Source organism: Gemmatimonadaceae bacterium (assembly GCA_036496605.1).
Classification (GTDB): Bacteria; Gemmatimonadota; Gemmatimonadetes; order Gemmatimonadales; family Gemmatimonadaceae; genus AG2.
Map to the genome: position 1 here is coordinate 68,620 of DASXKV010000068.1, position 14,878 is coordinate 83,497.

Here is a 14,878-nt window from a genome sequence, read left to right on the forward strand (position 1 = left end):
GGATAAGGTATGTGCGCGAGTGCGTGTAAGAGAAGCAGGGCGTACGTCGAGGGGCGGCTCTCGAGGCGTCGGTCCCGAGGCCCGCCCCTCTAGGCTTCTTCAGTTGTCTTCACGACAACAGTCAAAGCTCGCCGAGCGAGTCGCAATTCGAGTGGCGGTGACACACGCACGATCTCGCCGTCGATGCCGACGTTCCATGCGAGCACGCCCTTCTTCGCTTCGATGCGAACGTGGTCGACGAGGAAGCTCTGCATTGCCGGCGTTCGTGAGGCGGACTGGAGGCCGCGAGCCGCGGCGGCAAAGGCGAGCGCGAGCATGCGTCCACCGGTGCGGGATTGCACGACCATCACGTGCAGGCCAGCGCGTCCGCCGCGTATGCGCGCGCCGAGGCTCGGGAGACGGAGCTCTCGTTCGCCGACGCCCACGAATACGAGCGGCGTGATGTACTCGCGTTGCACTCCATTCACCTCGAGCGTTACGCGAAAGGTGCGGAGGCGAAACAGTATCCGAAATGCGGCGGCGACGGAGGCGAGCCAGTAACCGAGGCGGTGCTCGAGACGCTCGCGCGTTCGCACGTACGTGACGTAGGCACCCACGGAGCTCGTGTTGAGAAAGACGCGACCATTCACCTCTCCGACGTCGATGCTGCGCGTCGTCGTTCCGACAGCGACGCGCACGGCATCATCGAGGTCGGTTGGGAGGCCGAGGTCATGCGCGAGATGATTGAGCGTCCCACCGGGCAGGATGGCGAGCTCACATGCCCTTCCGCGTAGCGCATCGGCGGCTGTTGCGATCGAGCCGTCGCCACCGGCGACGAGCACGCGGCGCGCGCCAGTCTCGACGGCCTGTCGTACTCGCGCTCCGAGCTCGGTTGGCGCGATACGCTCCACCTGGAATGCGCCCGATTTGTCGAGAGCGTCGCACGCATCGTCGGCCGTACCGGCCTCGCGATTGACGAAGGCGAGTATCCGGCTCCCGCTCACGCGCTGCGACCTGCCTCCATGGCCTCCAGCTCCACGGTCGCCTTTCGCTCCAGCTTACCCCAGCCGACGACATGACCGCGAATTGCCGCCGCGAACGATTTAACAACGACCCAATACATAATCTGTCGATAGGCGAAGCGCTGGATGAAGATCAACCAGGTGAGCTGCCGGTCTTCACGCGGCTCCATGAGAAACGCGATCATCGCAGCGGCCCAGTCGACGAGCAGGAAGACCGCGTAGTACGTCAACACCTGCTCGAGATTCACTAGGGCATAGGTTGCGCCATGAGAGGTCCGCGTCGCCCACACCGAGAGAAGGCTGAAAACGAACATCAAATCGGCGATCGGCGAGAGCGCTGGCAGGAGCAGCTGAAAGAGCCACACGTTAGGCAGCGCGATCCAGCCCAAGGTTCCGTACCGGCGATGGAAGAGCGTGCCGCGATGCTTCCAGGCACACTGGAGCGTGCCGAACGACCAACGGAAACGCTGGCGCGCGAGAGCGCGCAACGTATCCGGCGCTTCCGTAAGCGCGATGGCGCCGTCCGCGTAAGCGACGGAGAAACCGGCACGCCGCACAGCCAGGGTCAAATCCTGATCTTCGGCAAGTGTGTCCTCTCGAAATCCGCCCACCTGATGCACCACGGAGCGACGCCAGGCGCCGACGGCGCCCGGTACGACCGTTATGCAATCGAGCAACGAAAAGGCGCGCCGATCGAGGTTCTGGCTCGTCACGTACTCGAGCGCCTGCCATCGGGTGACAAGATTGATCCGGTTGCCAACTTTCGCATTTCCCGCCACGGCGGCGACGTGCTCGTTGGCGAGGGGTTGGACGAGCTCCGCGATCGTATCACGCATGAACAGCGTGTCTGCGTCGAGGGCAACGATGATCTCGTGCTGCGCGTGCGCGATGCCGAAGTTGAGTGCACTTGCCTTACCACCGTTGGCCTTGTCGAACACACGCACTTGCGCGTGGTGTCCATGCGTCGCCCGAGCCTGCTGATACGTGCCGTCGCGCGAGCCATCGTCGACGACGACGATCTCGAGCGGACCGGCATACTGCTGCGCAAGCAAGCTGTCGATGGTCTGGCTGATGACCTTCTCTTCGTTGTATGCCGGAATGACGACGCTCACCGCAGGTGCGAACGTCGTCGGCAACGAGCGATCCTGGTGCCGCTTGATGCGCTGGATGAGCGCGAGCGCTCCAATCACCACCAACCGGCCAACGCCGAGCACGACGGCGATCGTGAAGATCCAGAAGAGGAGCCACTCGACGATACCCAGAAGCCCGAAGCCGCCGATGAGGAGCACCCGCTCCATCCCACCCATCGCGCCTAACGGCGGCATCGCCTCGTCGCGCGTGAGCCCGGCGAGTTGAGAGACGAGAACGAGCGTGTCGCCCCGCGCGCGTAGCGAATCGATGAGCGGACCGAGCGCGGCAAGCGTGTTGGCGCGGTTGCCGCCGCCGTCGTGGAGGAGCACGACATTGCAAGCCGTGGTGCGCTGTCCCCGGGCGAGCGAATCGGAGCAATCGCCGCGGTCGGTTGGATCCTCCGGTCGAGTGTCGAGTACGTTCTTGATGATCGAATCCGGTGGCGGATTCTGCCAATCCTCCGAATCCACGTGTAGTCCGACCGTGATGTAGCCGCGCTCCGTTGCGAGCGCCACGGGAACGAGCTCGTTCCGCGTCGTCGGCTCAGCGTCGCCGAAGTATGGAGGCCGGAAGAGCGCGGTGCGTCGATCGAGCATGGCTTCGATGAGACGCTCGTTGGCGTCGAGCTCGATCTCGGTGCGCTTGCGGCCCGTTAGGCCGAGATTCGGATGAGAATAGGTGTGATTCCCGATCTCGTGCCCCTCGCTGTAGATCCTCCGCAGGAGCGGCAGGTGGGCGTCCGCATTCTCGCCAATCACGAAGAAGGTCGCCTTCACACCGCGTGAACGGAGCGTGTCGAGGATCGGTCCGGTCCAGGAAGGATCGGGCCCGTCGTCGAAGGTGAGCGCAACCCAGTGGGGGTGTATCTCCTGCGCGCCGAAGCGTTGGACGATGTACGGCGTTGGATAGCTCGTGAATTCCTGCCCGACGATCAATCCGTTCGTCGAGTCGACCCTGATACGCCGAGTACCAGCCACCGGCTGGGCACGAATGCGCAGGATTTCCCCTTCGCCATCGATCTCCGGGTCGTAGCCGGGAAGGGCTGTCGTTAGGCGCTCGGGGGAGAGCAGGTGCCCGTCGTCGTCCAGTGCGCGCCAGAGCGATGGATCCTCGGAGCCCAGTCGCCAGAAAGCCACGCCCGCGACACCTAACGACTGCGCCACCTTGATCTGGTTATACGCGGTAACGCCGTCGAGATACCAGATCTCGTGGTCGGTCGAGTCGGGGCTTTCGAATGTCACGACCGGGTTCAGCGACGCGCGATCCATGCGCACGACGGCGCCGCTGTCGCGGAGCACGCGCATGACGTCCTGAAACGTGGCTTCGTCCGCGGCGATTTTCCCGTTGCGGTCGTTCCAGTCGTAGCCATAGGCGCCGACCATGAGTATCAACTTATCCCGCGGGACGATCGCAGCGATGGCGCGCGCGCGGTCCGCGTAGAATTGCTGGCTTGCCACTGGGCCCGGATCGCCACCGCTGTAGTGCTCGTCGAAGATCATCGCGAATACCTGATCGACGGATCCGGCGATCTCGCGGAGATCACGGTCATCGATCGAGGCAGGAACCGCATAAGCGACGGACTTGCCGAGCGGTCGCAGCGAGTCACGGAGCTCGCGCGTGAACAGCATCGCGAGCTCGTGCAGATGCGGGAAATTGTCCGCCGCTTCGAAGTCGACGAGCACGCCAGCGAGTCCGTTCGCGCGCACCACCTGCGTGAGCTGCCCAATTGCCCGCGCCCGCGCCGCGGGCCGCGTCAGTAGCGCCTGCAGCTCGTGCTGCCCGAACTGCTGCGCGACCGAGTTGAAGTTGCTCACCATCAGCATCAGTCGCGGCCGCCTCTCGACCGGCTCCTCGAGGACGCGCGCCATCGCCCGCTTGCCGCTCAGCGTGTCGACACGTAGCGAATCGCCACCTCGTGCGACGAATGCCCACTCGAGAACGACGAGATCGAGCTGCCGGAGATTGGCATCCAGGGACGCGTACGAGTTGTCGTCCCAGTTGACGAAGAAGCCGCCGATCAGTGGGTCGCCTGCAGGCGGACGCTTCTGCCCGTTGGACGGAACCGAAGGCATCCGGGTGACGTGGCGGGCTGGCGGAACATGACGGAGGCTCGTGGCCAGAGCCTGCTGAAAGCGGCGCTTGGCGAGGAGTCGTGCCCGCTCCGTGAGCCTAACGATAGGCTTCCGCGTGAGCGACTGCGGGTGAAGCGTCGGGATGTTCGGAGCAAAGAGCAGACTCAGACCCAGAGTCAGCCCGATCGCGGTCGTGATCACGCCGAGGACGATGGCTGCGCGCCGTATGCGCTGCCATCGCCGGCCGGATCTGTCGATGAAGACGGGGGTGCGGTGCTGCATGGAGAGAGAATCGAATGATAGCAGAGGGGCTAGGGCGACGCGTCAGGCGCTGGGGTCAAACCCCAGCCCTTAGCCCGAGACCAGACCCTAGCCCCTCGATTGGACGAACGAAAACCGGGGACCGATAGGTCCCCGGTTTACTGCCGCAGGCAACAAAGTAATTGTTACGCCGCCCAGAATCCGCAGAGGGCGCGGCCGTCGGGCGATTCGCGGAGCTTCTCGAACGCCCGTTCTCTGATCTGGCGAATGCGCTCACGAGTAACGCCCATGAGGGCGCCGATCTTCTCGAGCGTCATCGCCTCGGAACCCTCCTCGAGGCCGTAGTAGAGATAGAGAATCTTGCGCTCGCGGGGCGAGAGGTATTTTCTGAACACGCGATCGATGAACTCGCGCATGAGCTTGTAGTCGCAGCGGTCTTCGATGTCCGCGCCATCGACGCCGGCAAAACGTTCGCCGAGGGTCGAGGCTTCTCGATCAGACCTGTCGATGGGGGCGTCGAGCGAAACTTCGGTTGCCGACATCTGCTTCGCCGCGCGGACCGCCTCGGGCGTTTCTTCCAGCAGGCGGCTGGTCTCTTCTTCGGTGGGGTCGCGCTTCAGAACTTGAGCGAGGATGGTCTCGGCGCGAGCCAGACGAATGAGCTGCGAGTTTTGGTTAAGTGGGATCCGGACCGACCTGGTTTGCTCGGCGAGAGCCTTGAGAACCGCCTGTCGGACCCACCAAACCGCGTAAGAGATGAACTTCACGCCCTGGTCCGGATCGAACTTCCGCACCGCCTTGAGAAGTCCCTCATTCCCAATGGCGACGAGCTCTGAGAGATCGAGTCCGTGCCCTTGGTACTTTTTCACATAGGAGATGACAAAACGCAGGTTGGCGGTGACCAGTCGCTCTGCCGCCTTTTCGTCGCCTCGCTGGGCGCGTCGGGCTAACCGTCGCTCCTCTTCCGGGTCATCTATAAGAGGCAGCTTTTGAATATCCTGCAGGTACTGGTCGAATGCGGTCGAGGGCGAAGAACGAAAGTAGCCTCTGGTAGACCTGGTCTCCGTCACTTGCTCCATACACGCTCCTCACCGCGGGGGTCAGTGGAGCGAGCACCATGGCGGGGCGGCGGCGCCCATCGCGCGATAGTCTCGCGAGAGGTAGGGCTAGGGGTCAGGGGCGGCTAGGGTAATGGCAGGCTTTCGAAGCGTCAATACTGAATTGTGAGCTTCGTCTCATCAAAATGGCCGCGAATCCCAAGCGTAACGAGTTATCCGCCGGTGTGACGGCTAGTTAGAGGTTACTTCACTTTGGCCACGAAAATTTGAGGGCCGCTTCGTCCCCAGCGAAGCGGCCCCCTATTTGTCGTTACAAAACGATACGGCGGCTGCCGAAGAGCGCCTCAGCCCGCTGGCGGCTGCGGCCCCGAACCCGGTGGTGGCGGATCTCGAGGCCTCGTCCGGCTCGTCGCCATCAAGACGCCGATGCCCAGCAAGACAATGACCCCAACGACGATCCAAGTCTGCGGGATGTTGAGCAGATAGGCGCCAAACGCGAGCCCAACGGTCAGGATGATAAATCCGATAAGGTAGGTCGCGAAGGAAGACATGTCACAAAGGGGCTAGGGTTTTGGGGCTAGGACTAGGGCGTCAGGCGGCGGCAATTTGCGCCGAACGCTAGCACTAGGCTCTAGGCCCTGGACCCTTCCGCACCTCGCATACCACCAGCCTCTACTTCGCGGCCCCCGCCTGCACGACCTGGAGCTCCGGCCGAGGTAAGAGCATCGCCGTTCCGTGCTGGCGGCCAAAGATCGTCGCCTCTCGGCAGGTCGGCACCCAGACATCGATATGGGCGCCGCGAATCTTCGATCCGGTGTCATCGATCAGAAAGCGACCGAGATACTTCTCACCGGCGTAAAGCTCGATATATCGGGACAGCGGGAAGAGCTTTCGATCCGCAGCGACGATCCCGGGCCGAACATAACGCCCGCGCCGTGTAGTGCCGCTCAGACAATAAGCGGTCACCAGCACGGGCACCGGCTCTCCTGCTCTGAGCGGCCGATGCATCGTTTTCGTCCAACTCTTCGTTGCGGCGAGAACAAGGACTCCTTCGAGCGGAACCGGCTCCATGGGCGCGGCGCGCGGGATGGGTGTGGCAGCAACGACTTCGGCGGCGGCTCGTGCGTGGGCCGCGGCGCGTTGCTCGTCCCGAATGCCGAAGGCGATCACGATACCGAGCGCCAGCGTCGCGAGGGCGAGCCCGCTCGAGAGCGCGCCTAACGAGGCGAGCGCGCCCAAGCGATGCTGTAACCGCCGAGTCATTGCAGAACCTCGAGCACGATGTCGTCGGACACCGCAGTGCCCCAGCCGCGATCGCCGCCGGCCATCGCGCCAATGCGCGCCGGCAACGCGTACTCGACGACTCCGCCCCGCACCTTCTTATCACCGCGTGTCGCCGAGAGAATCTCGTCAGGCGTTTGGTTCCTGGGACGCGCGGCAGGCAGACCCGTGCGCTCGATTCCTTGGCGAAGTCGATCAGTGGTTCCCGGTTCGGCGATGCCTAACCGCTCCGCGACGCGACTCTCGAGCACCATTCCCACCGCGACTGCCTCACCGTGGAGCATGCGAAAATCGCTGCGGAGCTCGATGGCGTGACCGATGGTGTGGCCGAAGTTGAGCGTCTTTCGAACTCCACCTTCCCGCTCGTCACGCTTCACGACGTCGGCCTTGATCGAGACGCTACGCACAACCACGCGCTCGAGCGCAGCCGCAGCGCTGCGACTGCCAGCGACGATGTCGGGCGCGGCGCCGACGACGTAGTCGAAGTAGCCGGCGTCGGCGATGACGCCGTGTTTGATTGCTTCCGCGAGGCCGGCGCGCAGATGCTCCTGGGGCAGCGTGCGAAGCACGTCCGGATCGACGACGACAGCCGCTGGCTGATAAAACGCGCCGACGAGATTCTTGCCGGCAGGCGTGTCGAGGCCGGTCTTCCCACCGATCGAAGCGTCGATCATCGCAAGAAGGGTCGTCGGCACTTGGATGTACGGCACTCCGCGCATGTACGTCGACGCAACGAAACCGGCGAGATCGCCGACGACGCCACCGCCCACCGCGATGACCGCCGCGTCACGTCCGAACCCGTCGGCGAGCATCAAATCTGTCAGAGTGCTCCACGTCGCTCGCGTCTTCTGCTCCTCGCCGGGTGGAATCGTGTAAAGTCGAGTGCGGCCTTCGCCCAGTGCGGCGCGCACCCTCCCACTGTAGAGTGGGGCGACGCTCTCGTCGGAGATCACAGCGTAGCGATGCGCCCGGGCCGTCGCGGCCGCCACGCGTCCGATTTCGGCGAGTGCGCCTCGCGCGATGAGCACGCGATATGTCGGAAGCTCAACCTCGACCGGATCCATGATTAGCGGACGGTCTTAAGACGATTCCGGTTACGATGATGTGACGGAGATCACCATGTGACTTCGCCCGTTCCTGCGCGGCGATTCGCCACCCTCGCGAGTGTGAAAAGCAGATCAGAGAGCCTGTTGAGATAAATGACGACGACATCGGGTATTTTCTCGCTCTCTCCGAGCGCGACGACGCGTCGCTCGGCGCGCCGGCAGACCGTTCGGGCGACATGCAGGGCCGCCGCTTTTGGTGAGCCACCGGGAACGATGAAGGACTTTAGGGGTTCGAGCTCACCATCCCCCTCGTCGATCGCGTATTCCAGCTGCGTGATCCGGTCGGCGTCGACGCGTGCCTTCTCGAGGTGCTGGCGCATCTTTTCGCGGTCGGGTGTTGCTAGCAATGCGCCAATGGCGAAGAGATCGCGCTGAATTGGAACGAGCACTTCATCGATGCGCGGCAGCTGCTCGATCGATCTGGCGAATCCGATCGCTGCATTGAGCTCGTCGACGTCGCCGTAGGCTTCGACGCGTGGGTGGCTCTTGGCGACACGTCCGCCACCAAACAAGCCGGTGTCTCCGGAATCGCCAGTACGGGTGTAGATGCGCACGTTCGAGGTGCTAGGCTGCTTAGGTGTTAGGTACTCGGTGCTAGCAGTGTGAAGTCTAGCACCGAAGCACCTATCACCTCAGCTAGCCCCTTACCCCGAGGCTTTTCTTCCACCAACTCCGATTCAGCGCCGACTTCAGGTTCGTGAACTCCGTGTCCTCGTCGTCGACGGTCGGTGGCTGGTAGGATCCTGGGAAGAGTTGCGCGAGATGGGTCTCGAGCTTGTCGGGGCTCGCGACCTCTTGCTGCGCCAGCACCCACTGGTCCAGAGCGTGGCCGAGCGCCGCGGCGGTGGGCCGACGCGACGGATCGCGCTCGAGGGCGGCGAGTATGATGCGCTCGAGCTCCTCGTCCAGATTGGTGACGAGATCGCGGATCGATGGCAGCGGATCGACGGCAATCTCTGCCAGCGCTTTGGCCGTGATGTCCTCGCGGAAGAGCCGCTCGAGCGCGAGGAGCTCGTACAGCACGAGACCGAGCGAGAACACGTCGCTGCGGCCGTCGACTGCGAGACCGGTGAGCTGCTCCGGACTCATGTAATGCTTCTTCCCGATGCGAATGCCATCCGATGCGGGATCGATCGAGGTGCGCGCTTTCGCGATTCCAAAATCGGCGAGCTTGATGTGGCCGTCCCAGGTGACCATCACGTTTCCAGGCGACACGTCGCGGTGGACGATGTCGAGACGATGGCCGTCGGGTCCAACGAAATTGTGCGCGAAATCGAGGGCGCGGCAGACGCGGCTGGCGATGTACGCCGCGAGGGTCTGCGGCATCGCTCGTCCGACGTCTCGATGGCGATCGATGATGCTGCGCAGCGTTGGGCCGGGAATGAACTCCATCGCGATGAAGTAGTCGCCAGCCACTTCACCGAGCTGATAGATCTGCACGATGTTACCGTGCATCAGGTTGGCGGAGAGCTTCGCTTCGTCGATGAAGAGCTGAAGGAATTCCGGCCGCTGAGCGTAATGAGGATGAATTACCTTCAGCGCGATGCGCTTGGAGAAGCCAGAGGGTCCGAGCTGCTGGGCTTCGTAGACCGTCGCCATGCCACCTTCGGCAATCTTGTTCACGAGCTTGAAAGTGCCGTGATACTCGAGGTGGCGATTCGGATCGATCATTAGCGCGGAGAGTTGAGCGCGGAGCGTGGATCGTGAGACGTGAGGGATGCACGAGACCGAATGTCGAGCGACTTCAAGTAGATTTCGCCGTGAGCGAAGCGAGCGGCTTGTATCAGTCCGGGCGAGCGGCGAACGTTAGCGGATGGCTGAGGAGATCAAAGACATTACCATCATTGGCGGAGGGCCAACGGGACTCTTCGCCCTTTTTTACGCGGGCATGCGAGGTGCGTCGGCGCAAATCATTGATGCGCTTCCGGACGCAGGCGGACAGCTGACCGCTCTGTATCCCGAGAAGTACATCTTTGACGTTGCCGGCGTTCCGCAGGTGCTCGCGAAGGATTTGGTGAAATCGCTCGTCGAACAGGCGGGACGCTTTCAACAGCCGATTCACCTGACGCACCGCGTGACCGGCTTAGAGCAGGACGGAAATCAGTTCGTCCTCGTCACGGAAAAAGACCGATTTCCGACGCGGACGATCATCGTAGCGGCTGGCATCGGAGCTTTTTCGCCCCGCCGGTTGCCGCAGCGATGCGCGGAGCCGTGGTACGGCCGCGGGATTTACGACGTCGTGACCGATCCCGAGGCATTTCGTGATCAGCGAGTGCTGATCATCGGCGGTGGCGATTCGGCGTTCGATTGGGGGACGCAGCTCATCGGACGCGCCTCACGAGTTGCGCTGGCGCACCGCAGCGATCGATTCCGGGCGCACGACGCAACGGTCGCCGAGTTTCGAGCGGCGGTAAGTTCGGGTAGCGCGGATCTCTACGCCTTCCACGAGCTGCACGACATCCAGTGCCGGAACGGAGGCGAGCACTTCTCGCATGTCGTGTTGCGTGACATCAAGGCGAAGTCGACGCGCGACGTCGAGATCGACGTCGTGCTGCCGATGCTCGGCTTCGTGAGCGACATGGGCGCAATCGGAGAGTGGGGCCTAACGATCGAGAAGGACGAGATCGTGGTGAACAGCCAGATGGAGACTGGCCGAGTGGGCATCTGGGCTGCGGGCGACGTCACGACGTATCCTGGAAAGCTCAAATTGATTGCGACAGGATTCGGTGAGGCAGCGACGGCGGTGAATCAGGCGGTCCACTGGATCTATCCCGAGAAGAAGGTCGCGCCTGGGCATTCATCGAACATGGCTATCTTCGGCCAGAAGGACGACTGAACGGCCGGGTGCCCAGGGACCAGGTCCACCGGCGACGACTTCTAGTGAGCGGATTGTAGAACGCGTTGCACTGCGCTCAACTGCGCATCGATCTCGATCGGCCGGTTTGCGTGCGTCGGCGCGGGCTCGGTTTCGCGGTGGTACTGAAGAAGGATCCCGGGGTCCTTGAGGATGTGCCCCGTCAGCACGGCGACCACCACCTCGTCGGGGCGGATCACGCCTCGCCTAACGAGCTCGCGAACTCCGGCGACACTGGCGGCGCTCGCGGGCTCGCAGCCGACGCCCGAGGCGTCGACGATGGCTTTGGCCTCGAGAATCGCGGCATCGGAAACGTCGAGGACGACGCCATTCGTCTCACGGATGACGCGCACGGCGCGGCTGTACGAGGCCGGATCGCCGATGCGAATCGCGGTCGCCACGGTCTCGGCGCGCATCGTGTGTCGCGTACGGAAATCGTCGCGATAGCTCGCGGCGAATGGCGCGGCGCCGGAGGCCTGCACCGCCGCAATGCGCGGCATCTTCTCGATCAACCCGAGATTGAAGGCGTTCTCGAGAGCAGCGCCGAAGGCTGACGTGTTTCCGAGATTGCCCGCGGGGAGCGTGATCCAGTCCGGCGCGCGCCAACTCAACTGCTGGAGCAGCTCGATCACGATCGTCTTCTGCCCAGCGATACGGTAGGGATTGATCGAGTTGGCGAGGTAGACGCCGAGATGCTCGGCGGCCTCGCGCGCGAGACGCATACAATCGTCGAAGTCGCCGCGAACGAGAAGCGTCCGCGCGCCGTACGCAAGCGACTGGGCGAGCTTGCCTAACGACACATGACCGCTCGGCACGAGGACGAGCGCGGGGAGCCCTGCGTGCGCGGCATAAGAGGCGAGCGAGGCGGCAGTATTTCCAGTGGAGGCGCAGGCAACGGCAGAGGCCCCGACCCGACGCGCTTGCGTGACCGCCACCGTCATACCGCGATCCTTGAATGATCCAGTCGGATTTGCTCCCTCATGTTTGAGCAGCAGCGCGTTGACGCCGGTCCATTTCGAAGCGAACGCGCGCTGCAGGAGAGGCGTATTCCCCTCGGGATGCGTCACGACATCGCTCGCCTTCGCATCGGGCAGGACCAGCTCCCGGTAGCGCCAGACTCCGGAGGCGTCGAGCGGAATCGCGTCACCCGCCACTGGGTCATACCCCAACGCCGCCGCGCGACGCCCATCGAAGCGCGCACGGAGCTTCTTTCCCCTCTCGGCTGGCGCCTTGTACTCCAGCGCCAGCAGTCCACCGCAGCGAGGGCATTGAGTGATGATCTCCAGCGCCCCAAGCTCGTTCCCGCAATCGTCGCAGCGTTGTTTCGTGTGCGACGTCTCGATCGACGTCATCGCGACCCCGCGATCTTGAGGACGTCATTGAGGACGCCGGCAGCGGTCACCGCCACGCCAGCGCCCGGGCCGGTGATGACGATCGGGTTGGTGCGATATCGCGACGTCGTTATGGCGAACTGGTTATCCGTACCCGTGAGCGTGGCAAACGAGCTGCCCAACGAAACACCGACGAGCCCGACGTGTACGCTGACTGGCGTTACGGTCGCGCGATAGCGCAGCACATTCTCCGCGGAGCGCGCTCGGTCTACTCGCTCGTGCCACGCGCGATCCATCTCGTCGAGTCGAGCGATGAATTGGCTCAAGGTCGCGTCGCGCAAGTGGGCCGGTACCAGTGACTCGACTTCTACGGCTTCGAGCTCGCCCTCGAAGCCGAGCAATCGGCTCAGAATCAGCGCCTTACGAGCGACGTCCATACCAGAAAGATCTTCGCGCGGATCGGGTTCGGTGTAGCCCAACTCCATTGCGGTACGGAGCGCCGCGGAGAAGGATGCACCGCGTCCGAGCTCGCCGAAGAGGTAGCCGAGCGTTCCCGAGGGGCAGCCTTCGATCCGCAGGATCTCATCGCCCGACTCCTGCAATTTCTTGATTGTGTCGATGATTGGGAGTCCGGCGCCGACGGTTGCTTCATGGAGCAGGCGTCGGCCGCGCGCCGCGGCGGCACGCCGCAGGCCTCCCGTCGAACCGCTCGCGGAAGCGAGTGGCCGCTTGTTGGCGAGCACGATGTCCATTCCGGCGTGCAGCGCGGTCTCGAGTATGTCGGCCGTGTCTCCAGCTGTGACGTCAACGAGGATCGGTCTCGAGAGCGCGTGCTGCGCGACATCGTCGAGCGCCTGGCGCGCGTTTGCGCGAATGCCGCCACGCATGTCGGCGAGTGCGACGCCTGACTCCTTTTCCTTGGTGAGCGCTGCAAGTTGGCGCCCGGGAATGCCGCGCGGATTGAAAACGTAGCCGCTGCTGTCGATGACCGCGACGACGCGAGCACCGTGTGGTCCCTGCGCTTCTTTCGCGGTCGTTAATTGCGCCCCGAGCTCGCGTCCGATGCGTCCGAAGCCGAGGATCACGACATCGGCTTTGTTCGATACGGACGCAGCGCCGCCGCCGATCTTGCTGAGACGGAACGCGTCGTGGACGGCGCGCTGAACGCGCGATGCGCTCTTCTCGTCCACGACCACGGAGATATTGAGCTCCGACGCGCCCTGTGCAATCGCGATGACACTTGTCTTGGTACTGGCGATTGCCTCGAAGAGCCGCGCTGCGACGCCGATCGTTCCGGCCATACCGAGGCCTACGATAGCGAGGATCGCCGCGCCTGGTCGCACGTCGATTCCTTCCACCTCACGTGCCTCGAGTTGCTGCGCAAAGGCGTCGCGAAGCGCCGCCTCCGCCTCGCTCGCGACGCTGCCGGGCACGGCGAGACAGATCGAGTGTTCGGAAGACGCCTGGGAAATGAGCGCTACCGAAATTCCAACCTTCTGCAGGGCGTCGAAGGCGCGCGCGGCGATTCCGGGAACGCCGACCATTCCGTCGCCCGAGATCGTGACAAGTGCTTGATCTCCAATGGTCGTCACCGCGCGCACGGGATGACGTTTCTCCGCGCCGCGATCTCGGCGGGTACAGATCTCGGTGCCAGCAGCATCGGGGTCGGCGAGGGGGCGGATGAAAAGCCGTGTTTTCTCGGTCAGACCGAGCAGCGCTCGCGGATGCAGAACCTTCGCGCCGTAGTAGGCCAGCTCCGCCGCCTCGCGCACGTGCACCCGCGGGATAAGCCGAGCATCCGGTACGGCTCGAGGGTCCGCGGTGAGCACGCCCGGGACGTCCTTCCAGAGCGTAACCGTCGTTGCGCCGTTGCCTAACGACCGCCCGAGCAACGTCGCGGTGAGGTCGGATCCACCGCGGCCGAGGGTCACGAGAGCGCCTTTCGGTCCACGCGCGATGAAACCGGGCACCACCGGGATTATGCCGCGCTCCATCCGTGGCGAAAGCTCGTCGCGGACGGCGCGCCCGGTACGCTCGAAATCCGGAGTGGCATTCCCGTGTCTGCCATTGGCGTGGATGACGCGTGTTGCGTCGACGTATTCGGCGGAGAAGCCGACGCTGACGAGCGCCGCGGTGAAAAGATGGGCTGCCAGTCGCTCGCCACGGGCAACTATGCGATCGGTCATGGCGGGCGTGAGTCGCTTCGGCGAGGCAGCGACCGCCCGAGCGATACGCGCAAGGTCGTCGAACTCGCGGTCCATGTTTCTCTGAAGACTCTTCAACTCGTTCGAGTCAATCATGAGCTCGCGCGCCGTGCGAACGTGACGGTCGCGCAATACCGCGATGAGTTCCGAAGTCCGAGCACGATCGCGACGCTTCGCCGTCGAGGCGATCTCGAATAATCCGTCCGTAACGCCGCCCATCGCTGACGCGATGATCGCAACGCCGTGCTGTTGGCCACTGGCGACGATTCCAATGGCGTGACGGATCGCTTCCGCGTTAGAGAGCGCAATACCGCCGAATTTGTGAACCACTGGATTCATGCCCCACAAAGTGCGACGGTATGGGCATCTGCTCCAGTAGGATGCCACAGCGAGTCCAGAGCGACGAGCCGTCACATTCAGCTCGTTGTCATTTCTTGCCTGGCTGCGAGCGAAAGCAGTGCACGTCTGGCTCGAAGAGCAGAGCGGGACGCCGTTCGTCTGACCCGGACGGCCCGAAGTTCGTCAAGCGACGTTCCACGCCGAGATGGACTCTCCCCGAATGGAAGTTCGCGCACATCA

11 protein-coding genes are annotated in these 14,878 nt (G+C 63.7%); 1 reads left to right on the top strand and 10 read right to left on the bottom strand.

The features are described 5' to 3' along the window. Positions 1 to 89: 89 nt before the first annotated feature. The 8 genes from VGH98_25760 to VGH98_25795 all read right to left on the bottom strand — a co-directional run bounded on the left by VGH98_25760 (position 90) and on the right by VGH98_25795 (position 9,581). The gene (locus VGH98_25760; GenBank protein HEY2379414.1) at positions 90 to 983 is read right to left on the bottom strand and encodes a diacylglycerol kinase family protein; all 894 of its coding nucleotides are present in this window, start codon (positions 981 to 983) and stop codon (positions 90 to 92) included. Further along, complete coding sequence (locus tag VGH98_25765) at positions 980 to 4,486, bottom strand: glycosyltransferase (GenBank protein HEY2379415.1); 3,507 nt, start codon at positions 4,484 to 4,486, stop codon at positions 980 to 982. The genes VGH98_25760 and VGH98_25765 overlap by 4 nt, the downstream gene beginning before the upstream one ends. A gap of 164 nt (positions 4,487 to 4,650) precedes the next feature. After that, positions 4,651 to 5,544 (bottom strand): RNA polymerase sigma factor RpoD/SigA, encoded by an 894-nt coding sequence (locus VGH98_25770; GenBank protein ID HEY2379416.1) that lies wholly within the window; start codon positions 5,542 to 5,544, stop codon positions 4,651 to 4,653. Between the two features lie 323 nt (positions 5,545 to 5,867). Further along, on the bottom strand, positions 5,868 to 6,074 hold the full coding sequence (locus tag VGH98_25775) for a hypothetical protein (protein ID HEY2379417.1): 207 nt from the start codon (positions 6,072 to 6,074) through the stop codon (positions 5,868 to 5,870). Between the two features lie 121 nt (positions 6,075 to 6,195). Then, positions 6,196 to 6,786 carry a 3D domain-containing protein gene (locus VGH98_25780; protein ID HEY2379418.1) on the bottom strand — a complete coding sequence of 197 codons (591 nt, stop codon included), beginning with the start codon at positions 6,784 to 6,786 and terminating at the stop codon, positions 6,196 to 6,198. Then, positions 6,783 to 7,868 carry a 3-dehydroquinate synthase gene (gene aroB, locus VGH98_25785; protein ID HEY2379419.1) on the bottom strand — a complete coding sequence of 362 codons (1,086 nt, stop codon included), beginning with the start codon at positions 7,866 to 7,868 and terminating at the stop codon, positions 6,783 to 6,785. The genes VGH98_25780 and aroB overlap by 4 nt, the downstream gene beginning before the upstream one ends. A gap of 50 nt (positions 7,869 to 7,918) precedes the next feature. Beyond that, positions 7,919 to 8,464, bottom strand: a complete 546-nt coding sequence (locus VGH98_25790) for a cob(I)yrinic acid a,c-diamide adenosyltransferase (GenBank protein HEY2379420.1) — start codon at positions 8,462 to 8,464, stop codon at positions 7,919 to 7,921. Between the two features lie 82 nt (positions 8,465 to 8,546). Beyond that, positions 8,547 to 9,581: a serine/threonine-protein kinase gene (locus tag VGH98_25795; GenBank protein ID HEY2379421.1), complete on the bottom strand. Its 1,035-nt coding sequence runs from the start codon at positions 9,579 to 9,581 to the stop codon at positions 8,547 to 8,549. 142 nt (positions 9,582 to 9,723) lie between these two features. On the opposite strand from VGH98_25795, the gene VGH98_25800 reads away from it, so the two are divergent. Then, a complete protein-coding gene (locus VGH98_25800) occupies positions 9,724 to 10,746 on the top strand; it encodes an NAD(P)/FAD-dependent oxidoreductase (protein ID HEY2379422.1) in 1,023 nt (340 codons plus the stop codon). Positions 10,747 to 10,787: 41 nt separating this feature from the next. Here VGH98_25800 and thrC read toward each other — a convergent pair whose 3' ends face one another. Both thrC and VGH98_25810 read right to left on the bottom strand, forming a co-directional pair. After that, complete coding sequence (gene thrC / locus VGH98_25805; GenBank protein ID HEY2379423.1) at positions 10,788 to 12,116, bottom strand: threonine synthase; 1,329 nt, start codon at positions 12,114 to 12,116, stop codon at positions 10,788 to 10,790. Further along, positions 12,113 to 14,638 carry an aspartate kinase gene (locus VGH98_25810; protein HEY2379424.1) on the bottom strand — a complete coding sequence of 842 codons (2,526 nt, stop codon included), beginning with the start codon at positions 14,636 to 14,638 and terminating at the stop codon, positions 12,113 to 12,115. Before VGH98_25810 ends, thrC begins: the two co-directional genes overlap by 4 nt. Positions 14,639 to 14,878 lie beyond the last annotated feature (240 nt).

What these genes read in the sequence shown, in the direction of transcription:
- VGH98_25765 (HEY2379415.1), bottom strand. Translation starts at nt 4,486, where the DNA reads ATGCAGCACCGCACCCCCGTCTTCATCGACAGATCCGGCCGGCGATGG.
- aroB (HEY2379419.1), bottom strand. Translation starts at nt 7,868, where the DNA reads ATGGATCCGGTCGAGGTTGAGCTTCCGACATATCGCGTGCTCATCGCG.
- thrC (HEY2379423.1), bottom strand. Translation starts at nt 12,116, where the DNA reads ATGACGTCGATCGAGACGTCGCACACGAAACAACGCTGCGACGATTGC.
- VGH98_25795 (HEY2379421.1), bottom strand. Translation starts at nt 9,581, where the DNA reads ATGATCGATCCGAATCGCCACCTCGAGTATCACGGCACTTTCAAGCTC.
- VGH98_25810 (HEY2379424.1), bottom strand. Translation starts at nt 14,638, where the DNA reads ATGAATCCAGTGGTTCACAAATTCGGCGGTATTGCGCTCTCTAACGCG.
- VGH98_25770 (HEY2379416.1), bottom strand. Translation starts at nt 5,544, where the DNA reads ATGGAGCAAGTGACGGAGACCAGGTCTACCAGAGGCTACTTTCGTTCT.
- VGH98_25780 (HEY2379418.1), bottom strand. Translation starts at nt 6,786, where the DNA reads ATGACTCGGCGGTTACAGCATCGCTTGGGCGCGCTCGCCTCGTTAGGC.
- VGH98_25775 (HEY2379417.1), bottom strand. Translation starts at nt 6,074, where the DNA reads ATGTCTTCCTTCGCGACCTACCTTATCGGATTTATCATCCTGACCGTT.
- VGH98_25800 (HEY2379422.1), top strand. Translation starts at nt 9,724, where the DNA reads ATGGCTGAGGAGATCAAAGACATTACCATCATTGGCGGAGGGCCAACG.